Source organism: Huintestinicola butyrica, from assembly GCF_025567215.1.
Classification (GTDB): domain Bacteria; phylum Bacillota; class Clostridia; order Oscillospirales; family Ruminococcaceae; genus Huintestinicola; species Huintestinicola butyrica.
Window position 1 is genome coordinate 74,063 of record NZ_JAOQKB010000007.1, and the last position, 24,664, is coordinate 98,726.

Below are 24,664 nucleotides of genomic sequence, written 5' to 3' on the forward strand. Positions count from 1 at the left end.
TGAAAGGACGGAAGTAGGCTATGATGGTCTATACTCACACAGATATAGGGCACAAGCGTTCTGAAAATCAGGACAGCACGGGTGTTGCTGTGCTTGACGGTGCTGTGTTTGCGGTCGTGTGCGATGGTATGGGCGGCTCAAATGCGGGCAGCGAGGCAAGCAGCCGTGCTGTTTCCGTTATTACCGAAAGGATTCAGAAAAGCTACCGCAGCGATTACGATGACAACAAGATACGAAATCTCCTTGTTGCGGCTGTAAAGACTGCCAATGCGGTCATATATGACCTTGCTTCGGCTGTGCCCGAATGGAGGGGCATGGGTACTACCTGTGTTGCTGCCATTGCCAGGGGAGATATGCTGCATACGGTGAATGTGGGCGATTCCAGAGGGTATCTTATCACCCACCAGATATCCCAGATAACGAAGGATCATTCAATGGTAATGAACCTTTACGAGCGTGGGGATATCACCAAGGAGCAGCTTAAAAATCACCCGAAGAAAAACATCATCACCAGAGCTGTGGGTGTTGCGCAGGACGTGGAGCCCGACTATTTTGAAAGCGAGCTTCCCAAGGGAGCTGCTGTTCTTCTGTGTTCGGACGGACTGTCAAACTTTTGCGATGAGGGCGTTATTTTCAGGACAGTGAAGGATCTTCCCCCCGAGGAAGTGCCTCATGCGCTTGTTAAGGTCGCTCTTGACAACGGCGGTTCTGACAATATTACAGCTGTGCTCATGAAGTGACGCACACCCATAACAGAAATAATTGGAGTGAATTTGATTGATGGATAAATATATCGGCAAAAAGCTGGACGGCCGTTACGAGATAACCGAGCTTATCGGCATCGGCGGAATGGCTGACGTTTACAAGGCTGTTGACCTTATGGAGGACAACAAGGTCGTGGCAGTAAAGATCCTCAAGAGCGAATTTGCCGACAACGACGATTTCGTCCGCAGATTCAGGAACGAGTCAAAGGCTATTGCCGTTCTCAGCCACCCCAATATCGTTAAGATATACGACGTTGGATTCAGCGACAAGATCCAGTTCATCGTAATGGAATATATCGACGGCATCACCCTCAAGGAATTTATGGAGCAGCAGGGCGTTCTTAAATGGAAGGACACCGTTCACTTCATAATCCAGATACTGAGGGCATTGCAGCACGCTCACGACAGGGGAATAGTTCACAGAGACATCAAGCCCCAGAACATCATGCTTTTCCCCGACGGCACCATAAAGGTCATGGATTTCGGCATCGCACGGTTTGCCCGTGAAGAGGGAAAGACCATCTCCGACAAGGCGATAGGCAGCGTTCACTACATCAGCCCCGAGCAGGCAAGGGGAGATATCACCGACGAAAAGAGCGATATCTACTCCGTAGGCGTTATGATGTACGAGATGCTCACAGGTGTGAAGCCCTTTGATGCGGATACTCCCGTTGCTGTGGCTGTTATGCACATGCAGAACGCTCCCAGACCTCCCAGACAGATAAACGACACCATTCCCGAGGGGCTGGAGGCCATAGTTCTCAGAGCCATGCAGAAGGACGCTTCAAAGCGATATCAGTCTGCATCGGAAATGATAAAGGATATCGAGGAATTCAAGCGAAATCCCAGCATTGTTTTTGAATATAACCTTCCCGCAGGGGAGGAGGAAAAGACCCAGTATTTCCGCAAGCCCGATGCCGTTCAGGCTGTTACGGAAGAGGAGATACCCGCAGGTCCCAGATTCAAGGATCCTGAGCCTGAGAAAAAGGCTCAGAAAAAAGAGGTGAGAAAAACGAAGACCGCAAAGCCACAGAAACAGAAGATACAGGAACCCGAATATGACGAGGACGATGATTACGATGAGGACGAGGAGGATACCGAGGTATCCAAGTCATCTTATTTCGTAGTTGCCCTTACAGCTATTGCAGCGGCAGTCATAATCATTGCGGTGGTTTTCATCACTATCGTTATTCTCAAGAATTTCGGCGGAAGCACCGATACCGAGGAAATGGTTAATCTGGTAGGATATGACTATCAGGAGTGCAAGAGCACATATGCCCAGTATTTTGACCTGGTTGTAGATCAGGAAAAGTACGATTCCGAGATACCTCAGGGCTGCATCATTTCACATACACCCAAGGCAGGCACGCCTATCATCGTGGGCAACACCCAGGTAAAGGCAGTTGTCAGCAAGGGTCCTCAGATGGTAATTGTGCCAAACGTTTACTCGCTGGAGCCGAATACGGCTACAAGTATGCTGAAGGGTGCGGGACTTAACGTAAGCATCGTAATGCAGAACAGCGATATCGACAAGAACACGGTCATCGAGACCGATCCTCCCAGAAACTCCGAGGCAGAGATAGGTTCTACAGTCCTTATGTACGTAAGCCTTGGCCCCGAGATATATGACGTGGTAATGCCTAACGTTGTGGGTACAAAGAAAGCAGAGGCTGTGGCTACTCTGGAGGGCATGGGCTTTACAGTACAGCTCCAGGCAGAGGATTCAGCCGAGGAAGAGGATACCGTTATTTCGCAGAGCATTCCCGCTCTTACCGAGGACGGCGAGTCCAACGTTGTAAGCCCTGACCAGACAGTGGTGCTCACATACAGCTCAGGAAAGCTTCCCACTGCAGAGGTAAGCATCACATTTGCAGTTCCCGACAACCTCAAGGGCAAGGCAACATTCAATGCCTATGTCAACGGCAACATTGCAGGAACAATATCTGTGGATAACATCGCATATGTTTCCACTATCTCCGTTCCCGTTGAGGGCACCGATACCCAGAAGGTAGTTCTTGAAGCTGCGGACAGCAAGGGCGATACAAACATCATCGGTGAATATACCATCGACTTCACTGCTCAGACCGTTACCGAGCTTAAATTCGACAAGGATCTGCTCAGGCAGATGTTCGGCGTTCCCGGGGAAACCACTACAGTAACTCAGCCCATCGGCGGCGGAAGCTTCAGTGACCCTTATGACCCGAACCTTGACGGAAACGGCGGATATGATGACTGGTGGAACAGCATCATCAACGCTTATTGATAACTTTTATAAAACTACAGCGGCGCCTGCAAAACATCGGCTTTTGCAGGCGCTTGTTTGAAAGGAACGTACTGAATGGAAAAAGGGCTTATACTTGAATCCCTTGGCGGACTTTACACTGTGGAGACCGAAAGCGGCATTGTCCAGCTCAAAGCGAGAGGAATATTCAGAAAGGACGGGCTTTCCCCCTGCGCAGGCGACAGATGCACCGTTGAGGGCGGAGTTATCAGCAGCATTGACGAGCGCAAAAACAGCATTATCCGTCCGCCGCTGGCAAATCTGGACGTGATGGTGTTTGTTATCTCCACCTGCGAGCCGTCGCCCAACCTGACGCTGGTGGATAAGTTCATAGCGGTGTGCGAGTATAAGTCCATACAGCCCATGATCGCCATAACAAAGGTTGATCTGAAAGAGTGCGGCAATATCCCTGACATTTACGGAAAAATAGGCATTCCGACGATCGTGTGCGACTACAGCGACCCTGCGAGCCTTGAACCTGTCAAGGCGGCTGTGGAGGGGAATATATGCGCATTCACAGGCAACACGGGTGCGGGAAAATCCACACTTCTGAACCACATTGCTCCCGAGCTGGAGCTTAAAACGGCGGAGATAAGCCGAAAGCTTGGCAGAGGCCGCCACACAACAAGAGTTTCAAGGCTCTACAAGCTTTTCGGCGGATATATTGCCGACACCCCCGGCTTTTCCAGCTTTGAGACAATGCAGTATGCGGTCATTCTGAAAGATGAGCTGAAATACTGCTTCCGTGAGTTTGAGGAGTACGAGGGCAAATGCCGCTTTGCGGACTGCAATCACATCGGCGAAAAGGGCTGCGCTGTGGCTGCTGCCGCAGAAAACGGAGATATTTCAAAAAGCAGATACGAAAGCTATCTGGAAATGTTTGAGGAAGCAAAGAATATCAAGGAATGGGAGATAGGCAGATGATATGCGTTATTGCAGGCGGCGGAGAAGCTCGCTTTCCCGACACAAAGGACGCTTTTGTTATCGCTGCGGACAGCGGATATAACAGGTGCGTGGAAAATAACATCGCCCCCGACCTGCTGGTGGGGGATATGGACAGCATAAAGGGCAGCGTCCCCGATGCTTCGGATATCCCCATAGTCCGTGCCCCCTGCGAAAAGGACGATACGGACACTATGCTTGCCATAAAGATAGGCTTTGAGCGTGGATACAGGGATTTTGTGCTGACAGGCGTTACAGGCGGAAAAAGGCTTGACCACACGCTTGCTGCCATATCCTCCCTTGAATATATCGCAGATCACGGCGGCGAGGGCTGCATCATCGACAGCAGCTGCAAGATGTTCGTGCAGACCGAGGGCACAAGGCGATACGAGGGCAGGGGAGCGGGGTATATCTCCGTGTTTTCCCTGACTGACAGCTCACGGCTTGCCATGCGTGGGCTGAAATACGGCGGCGAGGATATGACCGTCACCCGTGACTTCCCCTTGGGCGTAAGCAACAATTTCAGGGAAGAATACGGCGAGATACAGGTATATGAGGGAAAAATTCTCGTAATTATCGAATACTGAGTGTCAAAAAGCATAAAACCGAATAATATAAGATATAAACATTTCGGAGGTGCTTTTATGAAAATGGTAGTTGTGAAGAGCCCAAAGTTTCTGGCAGGTCTGTTCAGGATAATTTTCAGGATAAAAAAAGAACCCCTTGACGAAAGCTGACATATTATCGCAGACCGTTTCATACCTATGTATGAGACGGTTTTGTCATGAATGGAGGGCTTTCAATGAAATGCACATTTTCCGAACTGAGGGACAGAGAGGTCATAAGCACGTCCAGCGGCACAAGGATAGGCTATATCGATGACATGGAGATAGACACGGAGTCGGGAAAGATAAAGTCGCTCATTATCTGCGGCAGACCACGCATGATGGGGCTTCTGGGCAGAGATGAGGACATAGTGATACCCTGCTCGGACATCGAAAAAATAGGCACAGATACGGTGCTGGTGTCGGTAAAGGACGATGAATTGTATAAAAGCACTAAAAACAGAGGCGTAAGTTTGTTTGAATAATGTTAAAAAGCCTATTGAAAACAAACGGGTGATATGGTATAATATTAAAGCAATTCGCACGCCGACGTTTTCGGTGATGGTGTCTCTTCTCACGGAGGGATTTTAACCGAGCTAAACACGGCGGAGGAAAATTTATTTTTTTACTAACCAGGAGGAAATTAAAATGGGCGTAGTATCAATGAAGCAGCTCCTCGAAGCTGGCGTACACTTTGGTCATCAGACAAGAAGATGGAACCCTAAAATGGCTCCCTACATCTTCACCGAGAGAAACGGTATCTACATTATCGATCTCCAGAAGACTGTAAAGAAGCTCGACGAAGCTTATGCTTTCATCAAGAGCGTTGCTGAGAACGGCGACAATGTTCTTTTCGTAGGAACCAAGAAGCAGGCAGGCGATTCCGTTAAGGAAGAAGCTCTCCGTGCAGGCGCTTACTATGTAAACGCAAGATGGCTCGGCGGTATGATGACTAACTTCAAGACCATTCAGAGAAGAATCGCAAGACTTGAGCAGCTCCACACCATGCAGGAAGACGGCACTTTCAACCTCCTCCCCAAGAAGGAAGTTGTTAAGCTTGAGCTCGAGATCGAGAAGCTCGAGAAGTACCTCGGCGGTATCAAGGACATGAAGAAGCTCCCCGGCGCTCTCTTTATCGTTGACCCCCGCAAGGAAAAGATCGCTGTTTCCGAAGCTAAGAAGCTCGGTATCCCCGTTGTTGCAATCGTAGATACAAACTGCGATCCCGATGACGCTGATTATGTGATCCCCGGCAACGATGATGCTATCAGAGCCGTTAAGCTCATTGCAGGCGCAATGGCTGACGCTATCATCGAAGGCAGACAGGGCGAGCAGCAGGCTGCAGAAGCTGCTGAGGCTGAGTCCGAAGAGGCTGCTGAATAATCAAGCAATAGCAATAAATGTAATGCGAAATGCCCGAATGACCGAAAAGCGTTCGGGCATTTTAAGAATGTAAGATAAAATACGAAAACTCGAAAAATTTTAGGAGGATAAAGTTATGGCAAAGGCATCACCTGCTGAAATCAAGGAACTTATGAAAGCAACCGGCGTTGGCATGATGGAGTGCAAGAAGGCTATCGAAGAGGCTGACGGCGATAAGGAAAAGGCAATCACTCTTCTCCGTGAAAAGGGTCTCGCTACCCAGGCTAAGAAGAGCGGCAGAGCTGCAGCAGAGGGTATCGTTACCGCTATCGTTGACGGCAATGTGGGCGTTCTTCTCGAGGTAAACACCGAGACTGACTTCGCAGCTAACACTGACGATATCAAGAACTTCGTTGCTGCTGTTGCTAAGACTATCATCGAGACCAATCCTGCTGACGTTGAGGACCTCAAGACCAAGACCATCAGCGGCGGTACTTCCACCGTTGGCGAAGTTCTCACTGAGCTTGCTGGTATGAAGATCAGAGAAAACATCGTTATCCGTCGTTTCGAGAGAAGAGAGGGCGTTCTCGCTTCCTATATCCACAATGGCGGTTCTATCGGCGTTCTCGTAAGAATGGAAACCAATCTTACTGCTGACCAGGTTGCAGAAGTTGGTAAGAACGTTGCAATGCAGTCCGCTGCTATGAACGCTTCCTACCTCAACAGAGAGGCTGTTCCTGCTGAAGTTCTCGAGAACGAAAAGACCATCATCATGGCTCAGATGGCTGAGGATCCTAAGATGGCTTCCAAGCCCGAGCAGGTAAGAGCTAAGATCGCTGAAGGCAAGGTTGGCAAGTACTACTCTGAGAACTGCCTCCTCGAGCAGACCTTCGTAAGAAGCGACCTTTTCGACGGCACTGTTGCTAAGTATGTTGCAGATGCAGCTAAGAAGCTGGGCGGCACCATCGAAGTTGTTGAGTGCATTCGTTACGAGCGTGGCGAAGGCGTTGAGAAGAAGGCAGACGATTTCGCTGCTGAAGTTGCTGCAATGGCTAAGGGCAATTGATTTAAGGATCCCTATAAAGCGGGTGTTTGAAGCAAACCGCAAGCGAGGGCTTCCTCAGTGTGCCTGAAACAGATATGCTTCTTACACATTAACCTGCGATTTGTGTTATACCGCTCTTTAAAACAATGAAGAGCCTTAATAAAAAAACTCAACAGCCCAAACCTGAGGTCAACACAGGTTTGGGCTGTTTTGTGAAAGGAGATTTATTTATGGATAAAACTTATGCCAAACAGAGCCGATACCTTATCTATGGCCTGATCGGCGCAATACTGACAATGATTGGCGACTTCCTGCTGCTGGGCGTTGATTCGGTGGGAGCAGAGGGCACTCTCGGACAGTATATCATTGCCGCAGAAAAGCTCAGCTACACAAGAATAGGTCTTGCAGGCTCATTCGGATTTGTGGGTATCCCCATTACAGCGTTCGGATATTTTGCATTATATGAGCTTATGGGCGATAAAACAACAACTCTTGCAAAGCTTTACAAGGCTTCTGTCTATGGATTTATCGCTTTCGGCGGTGCGATACATATAATCTGCTGCTACCTTGTTACTGGCATGAAAAAAGCCCTTGAAACAGGTACAAGCCAGTCCGATATGATGACAGTCATACTGAACGAGCAGGGCGGATATGTTATTCCTTGTATGGTAATTTTCTTTGCAGCATATTTAGTGAATGTCGTAACGTTTATCATTATCATTGCCAAGAAAAAAACTATGCTCCCGAGTTGTCTATGGCTAATCAATCCGCTGATGTTCAAAATACTGCTTAATATGCTTGGAAAGCTGAGCACATCTGCATTCTGGAACGGCGTTGCCTGCTCCAATATGAGCCTTGGCGCAATAATAATTTTCACCGTATGGATCATAATTATAAACCGCAAAAAATAAGTTTATAAAAAAGGCTTTATGGGTTCGGAGAAATACTGTAGGAAACTGCAAAGGGCGGGACATTTTGTTCCGCTCTTTTTTTTATCAAAATACGGTTACAAAATTTAATAATTGTTGAAAATATCGGTAATATGTTGTATAATGAAATTACAAAATATTATTTGGATTTTCATTTGTCATAAAGGAGTGTCGTATTTTGAAAAAGGCAGCGTCATTTTTACTTGCAGTGCTTATTGCGGCAGGAACTGTACCCATGGCAGGGAATACATCGGCTGAGATAGATATGAATGAGCTTCCCACGCCAATTTCTTCTGATACAAAGGCGGTAAAGAGTTTTAAGGAATCAAAGCCCAGGCTTGCCGTCACCTGTGAGAAGCCCGACAGCGGTTATATGAACTGGGAGGGCGCATTTGCAGAGGTAAGTCTGGAGTGGGAGCCTGTCAAAAATGCACTGTATTACAATGTTTACAAGAAAGTCGGAGATTACGGTTACAAGCTTGTCGAAGCGACTTTTGACACGAATTACAGTGAGAATATCTACAAATTCACGTCCTATCGTGTCACAGCCGTAACCTTTACCTATGACGATGAGATGGTGGAGACGGGTTTTTCAAACACTGTGCACGCATCTGTTTCCACCCTTTCATCTGATGAAACGGCTGTAAAGGCTTTCAAAAAGTCAAAGCCCAGGCTCAAAGGCGGTCTCCAAGAGGGCAGCAACAGAGTGGAGCTTTACTGGAAGCCTGTGAAAAATGCGCTGTATTACAATATTTATGTCAAGAAAAATGGAGAAAAGGAATATTCTCTTGACGCATCACTGTTCGGGACGGAATACGAAGATTATGTGGGAAAATCGGCGGAATACTGCATAACCGCAGTTGCTGTGACCGATGAGGGCGAAAAGGTCGAGACAGCTTTTTCAAACACAGTAAAGGTGAGACGTCCACGGCCGTCCAATCACGGAGGAATCGACATTGATGCGGGAGAGGGCGTTGCTAGCGAGGGTTCGGAAATATTGGAAGAAACAGATGATTATTATGACAGTGAGCGCTATGCCGAAAATACCGAGGAATATTCCGACGCAAAGGAAAGCGGTTATAAAAATGCCGCTACCGACCCTGTGTCCACATTCTCCGCTGACGTGGATACGGCTTCATACGCAAATCTCAGGCGGCTCATAAAGGGCGGAGATACTATCCCCGAAGATGCTGTCCGCATTGAGGAAATGCTCAATTATTTTGACTACAACTACGTTCAGCCCACGGGAGAGTCGCCCTTTTCCCTTACCTATGAGCTTTCCGACTGCCCCTGGAACAAGGACAGCAAGCTTATGATGATAGGCGTTCAGGGCAGGGATATCCCCGAGGAGAAAACTCCCGATTCAAATCTGGTGTTCCTTATTGATGTCAGCGGTTCGATGTACAGCGATGATAAGCTGCCGCTGGTAATCAAGTCCGTGAACACTCTTATGGACACTATGACGGAGAATGACAGGATCTCCGTCATAACCTATTCGGGCAATGAGCGCATTGTTCTTGCAGGGGCAAGGGGCAATCAGACAAAGACTGTGGAAACTGTGACAGGTATGCTTGATGCAAACGGCTGTACTGACGGCGAAAGCGGCATAAGGGCTGCATATGAGCTGGCTGAGAAGTATTACATCAAGGGTGGCAACAACCGCATTATCCTCGCCTCCGACGGCGACCTTAACGTGGGCATAACCGACACCGACGAGCTGGTGAAGCTTATTGAGGAAAAGCGTGAGAGCGGCATATATCTCACCACTCTGGGCTTCGGCGGAGATAATCTCAAGGACGAGAAGATGGAAGCCCTGGCTGACAACGGCAACGGAAGCTATCACTATATCGACTCCGCAAAGGAAGCACAAAAGGTTCTTTTGGAGGAGCGGAACAGCACCATTTACACCATTGCCAAGGACGTTAAGCTCCAGGTGGAGTTCAATCCGCAGAACGTTAAGAGCTATCGCCTGGTAGGCTATGACAACCGCAGACTTAACAATGAGGACTTTGAAAATGATGATAAGGACGCAGGAGATGTGGGCGCAGGTCACAGCGTGACCGTGCTTTACGAGATAATCCCCGCCGACGGCAGCAAAACAGGCGGACTTAAATATCAGCAGAACACAGGCAAAAATTCCGACGAGTGGTGTACATTAAAGGTGCGCTACAAGCTCCCGGAGGAAACAAAGTCCAGAATGATATCCGCAGCCATAAAGGGCAGCCTGTACTCGCCTGCGGAGAAGATGAGCACAAGAATGAGGTTTGCCTGCGCTGTCACCGAGTTCGGGCTTATACTTAAAGACAGCGACTACAAGGGCACGGCAAGCCTTTCCGACATCAAAAAGCTGCTTTCGGGCATAGGAAGCAAGATCGGCTGCAGTGATGATCTTGAAGAGCTTGTAAGGCTTTACGAGGAAAAATACGGTGAATAATTAAAGATCAGTATGACATGCCGCTCCGGAGCAATGCTTTGGGGCGGCATTTTTGAGGTGTTATACTGATCACAAATAAGAACCTGTCTTCACAAGCGTATGCGAACGTCTTTTCGGCAAATTTTGCCTTAGACTGCGTTAAAAATCCTTGCCGGACGAAAGCCCGCCTGCGGATTTTTGCCTACTCTGCAACAAAATTATGCTCGAAAATCCGCACACATTTCTTATGAAGACAGGTTCTAAAAATCCGTCTGTCTTTCGGGGCAGGCGGATTTTTGTTGTCAGCCTGAAATAAAATCCATAATTATTTATTCGATTTTATTTTAAATACAAGACTTTATTAACAATAGTGCGCTATAATTACAGTATGTCTTTTCATGCTCTGATGAGACAGCAGTTCTGTGGGGCATACAAATAAAGAAAAGGGGAAAATAAATGAGAAATTACAGAAAAACAGCGCTTGCCGCTGCCTGCGTCATTCTTTCGTCTGTTCTTTCGGGTTGCGGAGATACAGGAACAAAAAATTACGATAAGCTCCTTGATAAGGATTCGCCAGTGGCAATAACCATCTGGCATTACTATAACGGTATCCAGCAGACCCAGTTTGACGATATGGTGGCTGAGTTCAACAACACCGTGGGAATGGAAAAGGGCATTATCGTGGAGGCTTTTTCCAAGAACTCCGTAAACGAGCTGGCAGACAGCGTTGTGGCTTCTCTCAACAATGATGCGGGCGCCGATACACTCCCCAATATCTTCGGAACATACGCCGAGACAGCTTATATCGCAGATAAAAAGGGCGCTCTGGCTGATATATCAAGGTTCTTCACCGATGAGGAGCTTGGTGAATATGTTGACGAATACATAGCCGAGGGCAGGATAAATTCAGGCAGCGGTGATGAGTCCCTTAAAATTTTCCCCGTTGCGAAAAGCACCGAGATAATGATGATAAACGTTACAGACTGGGCAAAATTTGCCGAGGCTGAGAATGTTTTCTTTGATGATCTTTCCACATGGGAGGGTCTGGCAGCCACCGCCGAGAAGTATTACAACTACACCGACGGACTTACCCCCGATATCCCCAACGACGGCAAGGCATTTTTCGGCAGGGATTCCATCGCAAACTACATGGTAACAGGCGCAAAGCAGCTGGGCTGTGCATTTGCCGAGCCTGACGGTGACGGAAACGTTGTGGTCAGTGCTGACAAGGAAGTTCTCCGCCGCCTGTGGGAAAACTACTACGTTCCCTTTGTTAAGGGATATTACGCTGCGGACAGCCGTTTCAGGAGCGATGATATGAAAACAGGCAATATCATTGCCATGGTATGCTCCAACTCAGCCGCTTCCTACTGCCCCAACGAGGTAACTATCAACGATGACCATACCTATCCCATTGACATTGCCGTGCTTCAGGTGCCCAATTTCGAGGGCTGCGACCCATATATCGTTCAGCAGGGTGCGGGAATGTCCGTTGTAAAGTCGGACGACAAGACCGAATATGCCTGCGCTGTGTTCCTCAAATGGTTCACCGAGGAAGAGAGAAACATTGAGTTTGCCGTAAACTCCGGCTATCTGCCTGTTAAGAAGTCTGCAAATGACATCAACAAGATCATAAGCTACAAGAGTGATATCTCCGACAATCTCAAGGGCACCTTTGAGGTGGCTATCGGCGAGATAAACAGCTACAATCTTTACACCAGCGTGCCTTATGAGGCTTCCGCCGATGTTCGTTCCTACATTGACAGCACTCTCACAAACACCGCAAAGGACGCTTATGAAGAGGCAAGCAGCAGGATAGACGCAGGCGAGGACCGCACTGCTGTGCAGGACGAATACACCAATGATGCCGCTTTTGAAAAGTGGTACAGCGATTTTGCGGCAGGTCTTGGCAATGTTAAAAATTCCGGCTTTGCGATCAGCTGAACAAACTGATAATAAGAGCTGTTGAGAACGGTATAACGTGAAAGGAGGTTTCGGGTATGAACGGTAAGTCTGAAAAGGTACATGGAAAATCAATGCTCTCCAAGGTAATGATTCCAATGCTTATACTCGGTATCCTGGAGGTAGCTGTTTTTGCGATAGTAATGCTGGTCAGCGGCGAGCTTACCTACATAAAGAAATATTCCTATAATCTGCTTATCGAAAAGACAGCCAACAGAGCAAGCTATGTGGAGTATATGCTCAATCAGAAGACCTCGCCGGTATATGAGACTGCGGTGGAGATAAACCATATAACCGAGGAATATCTGGACGAAAACGGCATTACGCTGGATCAGCTTTCGGAGGATAAGGAGGTAAACAAGGAGCTGCTGATACGTTCATCAGATGCCATTGTATCCCTTATCAGAAGAGATATGGTGAACGATGCCTTTATCATTCTCGATACGGGCAGCCTTTACGATACCGATACGGATACCGTACGTGCGGGACTGTATCTGCGTGATACGGATGCCTATGAGAACAGCACCACAGATATAAAGGACATATACATGGAGATGGGCAGCTCTGATATCGCACATGAGCTTGGAACGGCTCTCGATTCCGAATGGGCGCCGCATCTGGTGATAAATGATGATAATGATTTCAGCTTTTACACAGTTCCCATGGAGTCTAAGGAGCTTTATCCAGACAAGCCCGTGTATAATCTGGGCTACTGGAGCGGATTTTCCAAAATATCCCCTTCGGCTCAGAAGAGCATGAAATATACCTTTCCCCTGGTTTCATCTGACGGCCGTGTGTATGGCGTTGTAGGAATTGGTCTTATGGAAAAGACAATACTTAAAAATATACCCGCAAACGACTTCTTCAATGAGTCTGCCTGCTATATCATCAGCAGCGATATTGAGGGAGACGGCATATATACTCCCGAGCTTCACTCAGGCCCTATCTACACAAGACTTGTGAGCGCTGATACCGTGTTTGATGAAAATGCGGACAACAGCTACGGCATTTATGAATTTGCGGCAGGGCACAAAAGCTCATCCCTCGGCTGCATACAGCGAATGAACATCTATAACTCAGGCTCACCCTATAATCAGCAGCACTGGGCGCTGATATCTGCGGCGGATAAGTCGGGGATACTGAGTATTTACTGGTTCCTTATCAATGTGTTCATCATATCCGTGTCTATTACGGTAGTGTGCGGCATTGCGTTCTCATTTTACACAGGACGCAAGATAAGCAAGCCCGTTGCGGCTATGATAAACACCCTCAACAACGCACAGCAGAACGAGGGTGCGCTGCTGAACTTCGGCAACTCGGGCATCACCGAGATCGACAGGCTGGCTTCGGCAATAGTCCAGCTCCAAGTCAGCGCCAATGAATATGCCTCCCGTGTGTCAAGGATAATCACCCTTACGGATAGCAAGATAGGCGTATTCATGGTAAATATGCGTGCCCACACCGTTTTCGTCAGCGAAAGCCTTACAAGGATAATGGATTTTGACGATATCCCTCACAGCGACATCACCGTTTCCGAGGAGATATTCAGTCACCAGTTCGAGAAGATAGACACTGACGGAAAGATACTTGAGCAGTACTGCGATGCCGCTTCCGTTCCAGAATCGGGAAGCAGCGTGGAGATAAAGAGAGAAAAGAACGGCAAGGAAGTGTGGTACAAGATAACCCTTTCCACTCTAAACAAGGACGTTATCGGACTTGTTCAGGATATTTCCGAAACTGTTGCCGAAAAGAAGAAGATAGCCGAGTACAAGGACAATGAGTACACCGAAAAGCTCCTGAAGGCAAACAGAGCGCTCCGTGACGCTTACGAGAACGCAAGGCGTGCGGACAATGCCAAGACTGACTTCCTTTCCAGAATGAGCCACGATATCAGAACGCCTATGAACGCCATTGTGGGCATGACCGTTATCGCAAACAGCCATATCGACGACAAGGAAAAGGTTGCGGACTGCCTTGAAAAAATATCCGTATCGGGCAATTATCTGCTTTCAATACTGAACGATGTTCTTGATATGAGCAAGATCGAATCAGGCAAGTTTGAGCTTATCGAGGATAAGATAGACCTTAATGCCCTCCTTGACAGCCTGCTTGAAATGGTGAAGCCCGATGCCAAGGCAAAGGATCACCAGATAATCATGCACAAGCACGACATAGTTCACCCCACAGTCATAGGCGACGGACTGAGAATACAGCAGATGTTCGTGAATATCGTAAGCAACTCTGTCAAATACACCAACAACGGCGGCACTATCACCATTGACGTTACCGAAAAGCCTGTGGGCAACAAGAACGTTGGCTGCTATGAGTTTGTTTTCAAGGACAACGGCATAGGAATGTCGGAAGAATTCCTGAAAAACATCTTCGAGCCTTTTGAAAGAGCAGATGACGAGCGTGTCAACAAGCAGCAGGGCACAGGTCTTGGCATGGCGATAACCTACAACCTTGTTAAGATGATGAACGGCGATATCCAGGTAAAGAGCAAGCCGGGAAAGGGCACTGTGTTCACCGTTACGCTGTTCCTTAAATTCGGCGGCAACGGCGGAAATGCGCTTCCCACAGCCCTCACACCATCTTCGAAAAATGTGGATAACCTTAAAAAAGCCCATTTCAAGGACAAGCGGGTGCTGCTGGTAGATGATAATGAGCTTAACCGTGAAATAGCAGGCGAGTTGCTTGAAATGACAGGCATAACCGTTGAAATGGCGGAGAACGGTCAGGAGGCTGTGGATAAGTTCCTGGCTTCAAAGGCAGGCTATTACGGACTTATCTTTATGGATATCCAGATGCCTGTGATGAACGGCTATAACGCCGCCCTTACCATCAGGAGCCAGCCCAGAGCGGACGCACGAACCATACCTATCATCGCCATGACTGCCGATGCCTTTGCTGAGGACGTTAAGAAAGCCCGCAGCTCAGGCATGGACGAACACATTGCAAAGCCTCTTGACATTGATAAGCTTGTCAAGGTGCTGCAAAAATGGCTCAGCTGATAATGCAAACAAAAAATCCATGGAAAGGAAAACTTCCATGGATTTTTTGATGTATGCGTTTTATTTTGGTTATTATCACATCTGTGCGTAAATATTCTTTATGGACTCGGTGATAAGCTTTGTGAAAAGGGGAGCAGCTTTGTCAGCTGTTTCCTGCACCTCCGCATGGGAAAGAGGACGGTTGGATACGCCGCAGGCAAGGTTCGAGATGCAGGAGATCCCCGCTATCTTCATTCCCATGTGATTTGCCGCAATGGCTTCGCAGGCGGTGGACATTCCCACGGCGTCTGCGCCAAGGGTGCGCACCATTCTTACCTCAGAGGGTGACTCGTAATTGGGGCCTGTGAGCTGGATATATACACCCTCTCTGAGCCTGATGTCAAGGTCTCTTGCAGTGTGGCGGATCACCTCACGCAGCTCCTTGCTGTATATCTCGCTCATATCGGGGAAGCGGGGGCCAAGCTCATCGGGATTTTCGCCGATAAGGGGAGAGGGAGCCATGCAGATCTGGTCGTTGATGAGCATAAAATCGCCGCATTCAAACTGCCAGTTCACGCCGCCTGCCGCATTGGTAAGGAACAATACCTCTGCACCCATCATCTTCATAAGTCTGGTGGGGAGCACAACGTCCTCCATGGAGTAGCCCTCGTAATAATGCACTCTTCCCTGCATAATTACCACGGGAACGCCGCCCACGTAGCCGAAAACAAAGCGGCCCTTGTGACCGGGAGCGGTGGAAACGGGGAAGCCCTCGATGTCCTTGTAATCAAGCACAGCCTTTATATCCGCCTGCTCAGCGTAATCGCCCAGTCCCGAGCCGAGGATAAGTGCTATCTTGGGGGTAAAGTCGATCTTTTCCTTGAAGCATTGGTAGCATTTTAAAAGTCTTTCATAAACCTTTGACATATAACAGCCGCCTTTCAGATTTGTTTGTTATCATTATACACTATCGGGCTGTGATTTGCAAGGGGAGGAGAATGATAACGCCCTGCACTTTGCCAAATTTATAAATTCTATTGACTTAAATGTAATAATATGGTAAAATAATAGCAGTAATATACGCTTTTAATCAGATATTTTCAACAAATGTCGGAAAGGTGGACATCATATGAGTACAACTGCATTTAAATGCCCCTGCTGTGGTGCGGAGCTGACATTCTCATCACAGTCCCAGAAAATGACATGCGAATACTGCGGCACCGAGCTGGACGTTGAGGCCGTTAATGCCCTTTCGTCAGCCGAGCCTTCAAGCACTGATATGGAGTGGAGCGACCACAGTGACACTACTGTTGATATGGACGGCGACATCTGCACATACACCTGCTCTTCCTGCGGAGCAGAGGTCACAGGCGATAAGAGCCTTGGCGCCACATACTGCCCCTACTGCGGCAATCCCTTTGTAATGAACGACAAGTTTGACGGTATGCTCCGTCCCGATTATGTTATTCCCTTCAAGGTGAGCAAGGAGCAGGCAGTTGAGAAGTTCAAGTCATTCTGCAAGGGCCGCCCCCTGCTTCCCTCTGATTTTATAAACGGCAACAGGATCGAAAAGGTAGAGGGAATGTATGTTCCCTACTGGCTTTTCGACTGCGATGTTGACGCTGACTATCGTTTCAGAGGCGAAAAGGTCACCAGCTGGACAGAGGGTGATTATGACGTTACAAAGACCGACCATTTCCTGCTCATAAGAGGCGGAAAGGTAGGCTTTGAGCACGTTCCCGTTGACGGAACCACAAAGCTTGGCAGCGAGATAACGGAAGCTATCGAGCCTTTTGCCATGGACGCAGCTACGGGCTATAATGCGGCGTATCTTTCCGGCTACCTTGCCGACAGATATGATATTCCCGCCGAGGACTGCCGTGAGCGTGCAAATCAGCGTATCAAGGTAAGCACCGAGAACGCTTTCATGGCTACCACGGCAGATTATTCAGCCGTGACCGTGGAAAGCGCCAACCTCAGAATGAAGGACGGCAAGACGGGATATGCCCTTATGCCCATGTGGCTCATGTCCGTACAGTTCGGCGATAAGAAATATACTTTTGCAATGAACGGTCAGACAGGCAGATTCGTGGGTGAGCTTCCCGTGTCCCCCAGGCGTGCAGCGGCAATGTTTGTGGCTGTGGCTGCGGTATCGGCTGTTATTATAGCTCTGATACTCGGTATGCTTGGCATATAAGGAGGCTGCGGTATGTCTAATTTTATGAAGATCGTTGTTACATTTGCCGTTGCTGCCCTGACTTCTGCGGCAGTGAACGTTCTGCTTATCAAGCTGAATAAGCGCAATGACAAGTAAGGGGGACATGGCATGAAAAAAGTATCAAAGATATTCTGTGCGATTTCAGCGGCGGCTGTTATGCTTATGTCAGGTGTGGCTGTAAGCGCAGAAAGCGAATACAAGCTTTATGATGAGGCCGGTCTCCTTGCCGAGGAGGATGCTCGTGAGATCGAGACACGCCTTGAGGAGATCGCATACACATACAGTCAGGACGTTATTGTTTATACCACTGATGACCTTGAGGGCTATGAGGTGGAAAGCTACAATGAACGGCTGGCTTCCGAGCTGGACGCAGGCATAAACGGCAGCGGAATCATCTATCTTGTGGCGATGAACGAGCGCAAGTATGATATCTACGCTTTCGGTCAGATGAAAGATGAGATAATGATAAAGAGCATTCGTAACGACCTTGCGTCCGATCTTCAGCCTTATCTCACCGACGGTGAGTATTACACCGCCTTTATGGGCTATGCCGACAAGGTGGAAGAGGAAATATACAACGTATATGAGAACGGCCCCAACGCCGAGCCTTCATATGCTGTTCCCATCGGAATCGGCTGCGGACTGGTCATTGCTCTTATAACTGTGCTTATTATGAAGAGCCAGATGAACACCCTCAAAACAAATCCCATGGCAAACGAGTATCTGCGAAAGGACGGATTCAGCCTTGACAGGGCAAGGGATATTTTCCTTTACACCAGCATCACCAGAACAAAGCGTGAGACTGATTCCGACTCCTCGGGAAGCAGCGACAGCGGACATTCCAGCGGAAGCTTCTGATACATTGCCTTAAAGCGGGTATAATAATATGAAAAACATATGGACGGGAAAGCGAAAGAAACTGAGCTTTTATGCTGTCAGGTTCTGCACTGCTATCCCACTTATGATATTTGCCGCTGTCGCAGTGATCGCAGCAGTGGGTATAGACCGCTCCGAAAGTGCGGAAAGCGCATATATGACAAGCAGTCTGCGGCAGAATATCGTCAGGGCTGCGGCTATGTGCTATGCGGCTGAGGGGGCATATCCCGAGGAACTTTCATATCTTGAGGAAAACTACGGGATAACGGTCAACGAAGAAAAATACACGGTTCATTACAGCTTTGCGGGCAGCAATATTTCGCCCGAGGTAACTGTGACCTTGAAGAAAGGATATTAAGGTATGGATACGGTTTCGGTAATTATTGCGGCAGCAGGTCATGCTGAGCGTATGCAGGGGCTTAACAAGCAGCTTGCTATGCTCAAAGGAAAGCCTGTTATTGCTTATTCTATGCTTGCTTTTCAGGCTGTGGAGGAGGTCAGCGAGATAATCGTCGCTGCCCGTGAGTGCGATGCGGACATTATCGCAAACATCGCTCTTGATAACGGCATAACCAAGTTTGCAGGCTGTGCAGGCGGGGGAGAGACCCGTCAGCAGTCGGTTATAAATGCGCTGAAGCTGGTTTCCAGGGAGACTACTCTCATAGCTGTGCATGATGCGGCACGTCCTCTGGTAAATTCCGATAATATCAGGCAGTGCATAAGGGACGCTTCCATATTCGGGGGAGCAGTGCTGGGCGTTCCCGTAAAGGACACCATCAAGCACGTTGAGGGCGGAATGATATGCGACACTCCCGACAGGAGCAAGCTTTACATCACCCAGACACCTCAGATATTCAAGAAAAAGTATTACTTTGACGGCGTGAACTTTGCCGCCGAGCATGACCTTGATTTTACAGACGACTGCCAGCTTGTGGAGGCAATGGGCGTCAAGATAAACATGACCCCCTCTGACTACAAGAACATCAAGATAACCACTCCCGAAGACATGGCTATAGCAGAAGCCATAATGAACCAGTGATATTGAAAGGCGGATATGATGAGGATAGGTCACGGATATGACGTTCACAGGCTTGTGGAGAATCGAAAGCTTATTATCGGCGGCGAGGAGATACCTTACGAGCTGGGTCTGTTGGGGCATTCCGATGCGGACGTTCTGACTCATGCGGTGATGGACGCACTTCTCGGAGCCTGTGCTCTGGGGGACATCGGAGAGCATTTCCCCGACACTGACGAGAAGTGGATCGGTGCGGACAGCATTAAAATGCTCCGTCATGTAATTGAGCTTATCGGTGAAAAGGGTTATAAGGTAGGGAACATCGACAGCACGATCATCTGCCAGCGCCCCAAGCTTGCGCCGTATATTGAAAATATGCGCAGAAACATTGCCAACGCCTGCGGAACGGACATTGACAACGTAAGTGTCAAAGCCACCACAGAGGAAAAGCTGGGCTTCACAGGCTCGGGTGAGGGCATTTCCGCCCATGCGGTGTGCATTATCGTGAAAAAATAAGGAGGCTAATATGGACGCTAAATCTGTTTACAAGATATCATACGGACTGTATGTGCTGACGGCTTCGGAGGGAGACAAGGATAACGGCTGCATCATAAACACTCTTATCCAGCTTACAAGCAGCCCCATGCAGATAGCCGTCACTGTGAACAAGGCAAATCTTACCCACGATATGATAAAGAACACAGGCAAGTTCAACGTTTCTGTCATTGATAAGACTGCCGATTTCGGATTGTTCAGGCATTTCGGCTTCCAGAGCGGCAGAGAGGTGCAGAAGTTCGGCACTTCCGATTCCTACAAATTTGCCCCGCACTACAGCGATAACGGTCTGCTTTATGTAAAGAGCGGTACAAACGCCTTTATGTCGGGCAAGGTGGTTCGTGAGATTGACCTTGGCACTCACACCATGTTCATTGCTGAAATGACAGACGGAGCAGTGCTTTCAGGCAATCCCTCAATGACATACGAGTATTATCACAGCAATGTAAAGCCTAAGCCTGCTCAGGCTGAAAAGAAAAAGGGCTGGGTTTGCAAGATATGCGGATACATCTATGAGGGAGAAGAGCTTCCTGCTGATTTTGTTTGTCCGATATGCAAGCACGGTGCTGTGGATTTTGAAAAGATAGGCTGATATTTTATAACGCATAAATAAAAGGGCTTTTGCAGCTTAACACCGCAAAAGCCCTTTTATTTGTCCGTACCTGTGCCTTATTTGTGTGTACTTTTCTCTTTGCGGACATAAAAAATGAGCTGCTGCATCTTGTGCAACAGCTCATTTGATATTTATTCTTCTGTTTTGTTTTCGTCAGCTTCTGCGGGGGAATCTGTCTCTGCGGGAGCTTCTGTTTCAGTTTCCTTTACAGGCTCTGCTGCAGGTTCAGCCTTCTTGATATCCTTGCGCCAGTCGAGCTGGTCTTTCATAAGCTTATCAAAGCTTTCACCGTCGATCTTTTCGTATTCAAGCAGGTAATCTGCAAGCTCGTCAAGCTGGTGACGGTGTTCCTTGAGTATCTTTTCGCAGTCTGCATATGCACTTTCCACGATGTTCTTTACCTCGTCATCAATGAGAGCTGCAGTGCTTTCGCTGTAATCCTGAGTGTGACCGAAGTCTCTGCCGAGGAATACCTCGTCGCTGCTGCCGTACTGGATAGGTCCAAGCTTTTCTGAGAAGCCGCATCTGGTTATCATTGTCTTTGCGATTCTTGTTGCGGACTGGATATCGCCCGATGCGCCCCATGTGATGTCGTCAAATACGATCGACTCGGCAACACGGCCGCCCATTGCCCATACGATCTGCTGGATGAGCTGATTTTTGGTCTTGAACTGGTCGTCTGTTGTGGGACGAGCCATTGTAAAGCCGCCTGCATCGCCTCTGGGGATAATTGTTACCATGTGCACCTTATCTGCGAGGGGGAGGTTATATGCAGCAACTGCATGGCCTGCCTCGTGATAAGCGGTGATGCGTCTGTCACGGTCGGTAACGATGTGAGATCTCTTTTCGGGGCCTGAAACGACCTTGACGGTAGCTTCCTCGATATCTGCCTCGGTGATTGCCTTGCGGTCGTTTCTTGCGGCAAGGAGGGCAGCCTCGTTAAGCAGGTTTTCCAGGTCAGCACCTGTGAACTGCTGAGTTGTCTTTGCGATAACGTTAAGGTCAACGTCGGGAGCAAGGGGCTTGTTCTTTGCGTGTACCTTGAGTATCTCCTCTCTTCCCTTAACATCGGGATAGCCTACCATTACCTCTCTGTCGAAACGTCCGGGACGGAGAAGTGCGGGGTCAAGGATATCACGGCGGTTTGTTGCCGCAATTACGATAACGCCCTCGTTGCCCTCAAAGCCGTCCATTTCAACAAGGAGCTGGTTAAGGGTCTGCTCACGCTCATCGTGACCGCCGCCCAGTCCTGCGCCTCTCTGGCGGCCTACTGCGTCGATCTCGTCGATGAAGATGATAGAGGGAGCGTTTTTCTTTGCTGTTTCAAAAAGGTCTCTTACTCTGGAAGCACCGACGCCGACAAACATCTCAACGAAGTCTGAACCTGAGATGGAGAAGAAGGGAACGCCTGCTTCACCTGCGACTGCCTTTGCAAGCAGTGTTTTACCTGTACCCGGAGGGCCCATGAGCAGAACGCCCTTGGGGATTCTTGCGCCGATGTCGTTATATTTCTTGGGGTTCTTGAGGAAATCAACGATCTCCGCAAGCTCCTGCTTTTCTTCATCTGCGCCTGCAACGTCCTTAAATGTGTTTTTCTTCTTGGACTGGTTCTTGATATTTGCCTTGCCGAAGCTGTTGATCTTAGCTCCGCCGCCTGCCTGCCTCATCATAAAGAAGAAGAGCACGAACATGAGGATAAGCATTATCAGTGAGGGGAGAAGATTGTAGAGCCATGAGGTATCCTGTATCTTGTAGTATTCCTGGTTCAGGGGAGCATCGGGGTGGAGCTTGTTGTAAGCCTGACGGTAGTTGTCCTCGCCGCTCTGGCTGTACTGGATCTCGTCAACGAAGAGATTAACGTTGGGAACGGTGTAGCTGATCTGCTTGCTTGTGCCGTTATCGTCAACAGTCATTTCCAGATCGCCTGTGCCAAGATCAAATGTGTACTGCGATACCTGATAGTTGTCGAAGTAGGACATTATCTCGGAATAGGTGTACTCAGCCTGGGGGTGAGAGGACTGCCTAAGGAAATATACCATTGAAAACATCAGCACAATGGCAATTATGATGTAGATAAATAAACCGCTGCCTTTTTTCATGTGACTAAAACCTTCCTTTTCCCGATATCGGATTGCAGTCACTTCCGATACCGTCCGTTAAAAATATTCTGTCGTGCCTGATGTGCGCTTACAGCTCAGCCTCAGCAATGTAAGGCAGGTTGCGCATCTGCTCGCCGTAGTCGAGACCGTATCCCACAACAAAAAGGTCGGGGATAGTGAAAATGGAATAATCCGGCGTAAAATCCACTGTTCTGCGGTCGGGCTTGTTGAGAAGGGTGTAAACCTTCAGCGAAAGGGGATTTCTCTCCTTCAGTATTTTGCATATTTTGGAGAGGGTGTTGCCTGTGTCAACGATATCCTCAGCAATTATTACGTGATATTTGGAGATATCGCATTTCAGGTCCAGTGTTATCTTTACATCGCCTGAGGAAACGGAGCTTTGACCATAGCTTTCAGCAGCCATGAATGCGATCTCGCAGGGAATCTTGATAGCTCTGCAGAAGTCCGCAATAAAAACATAGCAGCCCTTGAGAATGCCGATGATAAGCAGGGGCTTGCCCGCATATTCCTCGGAAATGAGCTGACCTGTTTTCTTTACAGCCTGTGCGATCTCTTCCTCGGTGATAAGAACTCTCTTGATGGAGCCGTAGCCGTAATCCTCGGCAACGGGTGCATTTTCCTTAGTTATCATTTATCTTCCGCCTTACTGAAATAATATATAAATTTTCCGAAGTTTCATTTTTATCGGGGGAAACACGGTCGCTTGCGCCGCCGTATTCGCTCCAGAATATTCCCTCATCGTCCTCCATAACAAGGGCGGACTGCCTTTCCTCATCGGTCAGTTTAAGGGAGTTGTACAGCTTTTTCAGCTTTGTGGTATGATCACGGCGGGCAAACCTTATGCTGTCGCCGTCCTGCTTATTCCGTAGAATAACAACACCTTGTATTTTATCATAATTTACAAGTCCGTTTGTTAATTTTCCTTTAACAATGCCCTGCTTTTGAAAAATATCATTTGAAGGTCGTTCAATTATCACCTTTTTATCATATTCGGGGACAATTATCTCTTTATCACTGCTGAAAACAACATTTGTGCGGAAGTTTTCCGTTCTGCTCATTTTCCTTATAACAACGCTTTTTCCGTCAGTTACGGCGAAAATATCACGGCTGAGGTCAAAGCGTGTTTTTCTGCCTGATTTGACAGCTGCGTCTATTTCCTCTATCCTGTCACGGCTTATGGGGATATTGTTTTCGCTCAGCAGCCTGCGTATATACCTTTTCCGCAGAGACGGTGCATATTCACAAAGGCGCTGTGGGTCGATATCGTCTGTCAGCTGAGAGAGAAATGACTCGTCCTCCTCTGCCGATAGTGAAAGCCTGCAAAGTGCGTCGGTGACATCTGCATTTATCTCTTCAAGCTGGGGTATGATACGCCTGCGCAGCTTGTTTCGTGAGTAATCTTCGGTGAGATTGGTGCTGTCGGTGACAAAGCCCTGACCCATTTGGGAGAGGTATTCCTCTATCTCGCTCCTGGAAACGTCCAGCAGGGGACGGATAATGTTCCCTCTCACATATGGTATGCCCCCGAGACCTTTAAGCCCCGAGCCTCTTACGATGTTGAAAAGCACCGTTTCGGCGTTGTCATTTTTATTGTGAGCGGTGGCTGTCTTTCCCCCGCAGGAAACCTTGTCAAATGCGCCGTAACGCAGGATACGTGCGGCCTCCTCGGTGGATCTTCCGCTTTCCTTGGCAAAGCCCGTCACATCTACTCGGCAGACTTCAAGGGGGATATCAAGCCTTTTGCACAGCTCCTCGCAGAAATGCTGGTCACGGTCACTTTCCTCGCCTCTCAGGCAGTGATTTACGTGAACTGCCATCAGCGTAAAGCCCATTTCATGGGAAAGCCCATGCAGGACTGTTACAAGGCAAACGCTGTCCGCACCGCCCGAAAGCCCTGCGGTAACAGTGTCGCCCTTTTGTATCATACAGCGGCGTGTTATTGTCTCACGCACCTTGTCCGAAACGTTCATGCCG

Annotated in this window: 22 protein-coding genes; 18 read left to right on the forward strand and 4 right to left on the reverse strand. The window is 48.4% G+C overall.

Annotation, left to right across the window (positions count from 1 at the left end):
• Positions 1-20: 20 nt before the first annotated feature.
• The 12 genes from OCV68_RS08905 (at position 21) to OCV68_RS08960 (ending at position 15,314) form a co-directional block, all read left to right on the forward strand.
• On the forward strand, positions 21-740 hold the full coding sequence (locus tag OCV68_RS08905; RefSeq protein ID WP_147621916.1) for a Stp1/IreP family PP2C-type Ser/Thr phosphatase: 720 nt from the start codon (positions 21-23) through the stop codon (positions 738-740).
• A gap of 40 nt (positions 741-780) precedes the next feature.
• Positions 781-3,027, forward strand: a complete 2,247-nt coding sequence (gene pknB, locus OCV68_RS08910) for a Stk1 family PASTA domain-containing Ser/Thr kinase (protein WP_262572101.1) — start codon at positions 781-783, stop codon at positions 3,025-3,027.
• A gap of 75 nt (positions 3,028-3,102) precedes the next feature.
• Entirely contained in the window at positions 3,103-3,969 is an 867-nt protein-coding gene (gene rsgA / locus OCV68_RS08915) for a ribosome small subunit-dependent GTPase A (protein WP_262572102.1), read from the forward strand.
• Positions 3,966-4,574: a thiamine diphosphokinase gene (locus OCV68_RS08920; protein ID WP_262572103.1), complete on the forward strand. Its 609-nt coding sequence runs from the start codon at positions 3,966-3,968 to the stop codon at positions 4,572-4,574. Before rsgA ends, OCV68_RS08920 begins: the two co-directional genes overlap by 4 nt.
• Positions 4,575-4,631: 57 nt before the next feature.
• Positions 4,632-4,724 (forward strand): stage V sporulation protein SpoVM, encoded by a 93-nt coding sequence (spoVM, locus tag OCV68_RS08925; RefSeq protein WP_022474430.1) that lies wholly within the window; start codon positions 4,632-4,634, stop codon positions 4,722-4,724.
• Positions 4,725-4,789: 65 nt separating this feature from the next.
• On the forward strand, positions 4,790-5,077 hold the full coding sequence (locus OCV68_RS08930; protein WP_262572104.1) for a PRC-barrel domain-containing protein: 288 nt from the start codon (positions 4,790-4,792) through the stop codon (positions 5,075-5,077).
• A 163-nt stretch (positions 5,078-5,240) separates the two neighbouring features.
• Entirely contained in the window at positions 5,241-5,975 is a 735-nt protein-coding gene (gene rpsB / locus OCV68_RS08935) for a 30S ribosomal protein S2 (protein ID WP_022474432.1), read from the forward strand.
• A gap of 115 nt (positions 5,976-6,090) precedes the next feature.
• Entirely contained in the window at positions 6,091-7,020 is a 930-nt protein-coding gene (gene tsf, locus OCV68_RS08940) for a translation elongation factor Ts (protein ID WP_262572105.1), read from the forward strand.
• A 209-nt stretch (positions 7,021-7,229) separates the two neighbouring features.
• Positions 7,230-7,910, forward strand: a complete 681-nt coding sequence (locus OCV68_RS08945; protein ID WP_262572106.1) for a DUF6796 family protein — start codon at positions 7,230-7,232, stop codon at positions 7,908-7,910.
• 196 nt (positions 7,911-8,106) lie between these two features.
• Entirely contained in the window at positions 8,107-10,362 is a 2,256-nt protein-coding gene (locus OCV68_RS08950) for a YfbK domain-containing protein (protein ID WP_262572108.1), read from the forward strand.
• 435 nt (positions 10,363-10,797) lie between these two features.
• On the forward strand, positions 10,798-12,285 hold the full coding sequence (locus tag OCV68_RS08955) for an extracellular solute-binding protein (RefSeq protein ID WP_262572110.1): 1,488 nt from the start codon (positions 10,798-10,800) through the stop codon (positions 12,283-12,285).
• A 56-nt stretch (positions 12,286-12,341) separates the two neighbouring features.
• On the forward strand, positions 12,342-15,314 hold the full coding sequence (locus OCV68_RS08960) for a hybrid sensor histidine kinase/response regulator (RefSeq protein ID WP_262572111.1): 2,973 nt from the start codon (positions 12,342-12,344) through the stop codon (positions 15,312-15,314).
• A gap of 75 nt (positions 15,315-15,389) precedes the next feature.
• Here the strand turns inward: OCV68_RS08960 and OCV68_RS08965 are convergent, their stop codons facing one another.
• A complete protein-coding gene (locus OCV68_RS08965) occupies positions 15,390-16,220 on the reverse strand; it encodes a purine-nucleoside phosphorylase (RefSeq protein WP_147621908.1) in 831 nt (276 codons plus the stop codon).
• 202 nt (positions 16,221-16,422) lie between these two features.
• On the opposite strand from OCV68_RS08965, the gene OCV68_RS08970 reads away from it, so the two are divergent.
• From OCV68_RS08970 to OCV68_RS08995, 6 genes are all read left to right on the forward strand, one after another.
• Positions 16,423-17,490, forward strand: a complete 1,068-nt coding sequence (locus OCV68_RS08970) for a zinc ribbon domain-containing protein (protein WP_262572112.1) — start codon at positions 16,423-16,425, stop codon at positions 17,488-17,490.
• Positions 17,491-17,619: 129 nt separating this feature from the next.
• Entirely contained in the window at positions 17,620-18,369 is a 750-nt protein-coding gene (locus OCV68_RS08975) for a TPM domain-containing protein (protein ID WP_262572113.1), read from the forward strand.
• A 28-nt stretch (positions 18,370-18,397) separates the two neighbouring features.
• On the forward strand, positions 18,398-18,745 hold the full coding sequence (locus tag OCV68_RS08980; RefSeq protein ID WP_262572114.1) for a hypothetical protein: 348 nt from the start codon (positions 18,398-18,400) through the stop codon (positions 18,743-18,745).
• A gap of 3 nt (positions 18,746-18,748) precedes the next feature.
• Positions 18,749-19,426: a 2-C-methyl-D-erythritol 4-phosphate cytidylyltransferase gene (gene ispD, locus OCV68_RS08985; RefSeq protein ID WP_022474708.1), complete on the forward strand. Its 678-nt coding sequence runs from the start codon at positions 18,749-18,751 to the stop codon at positions 19,424-19,426.
• 18 nt (positions 19,427-19,444) lie between these two features.
• Positions 19,445-19,918: a 2-C-methyl-D-erythritol 2,4-cyclodiphosphate synthase gene (ispF, locus tag OCV68_RS08990; RefSeq protein WP_262572147.1), complete on the forward strand. Its 474-nt coding sequence runs from the start codon at positions 19,445-19,447 to the stop codon at positions 19,916-19,918.
• A gap of 10 nt (positions 19,919-19,928) precedes the next feature.
• On the forward strand, positions 19,929-20,549 hold the full coding sequence (locus tag OCV68_RS08995; RefSeq protein ID WP_262572116.1) for a flavin reductase: 621 nt from the start codon (positions 19,929-19,931) through the stop codon (positions 20,547-20,549).
• A gap of 152 nt (positions 20,550-20,701) precedes the next feature.
• Here OCV68_RS08995 and ftsH read toward each other — a convergent pair whose 3' ends face one another.
• The 3 genes from ftsH to tilS form a co-directional block, all read right to left on the reverse strand.
• Positions 20,702-22,669: an ATP-dependent zinc metalloprotease FtsH gene (gene ftsH, locus OCV68_RS09000; RefSeq protein WP_262572117.1), complete on the reverse strand. Its 1,968-nt coding sequence runs from the start codon at positions 22,667-22,669 to the stop codon at positions 20,702-20,704.
• An 88-nt stretch (positions 22,670-22,757) separates the two neighbouring features.
• Positions 22,758-23,321, reverse strand: coding sequence for a hypoxanthine phosphoribosyltransferase (gene hpt / locus OCV68_RS09005; RefSeq protein ID WP_262572118.1), 564 nt, complete (start codon positions 23,319-23,321; stop codon positions 22,758-22,760).
• Positions 23,311-24,660, reverse strand: a complete 1,350-nt coding sequence (gene tilS / locus OCV68_RS09010) for a tRNA lysidine(34) synthetase TilS (RefSeq protein WP_262572119.1) — start codon at positions 24,658-24,660, stop codon at positions 23,311-23,313. The genes hpt and tilS overlap by 11 nt, the downstream gene beginning before the upstream one ends.
• Positions 24,661-24,664 lie beyond the last annotated feature (4 nt).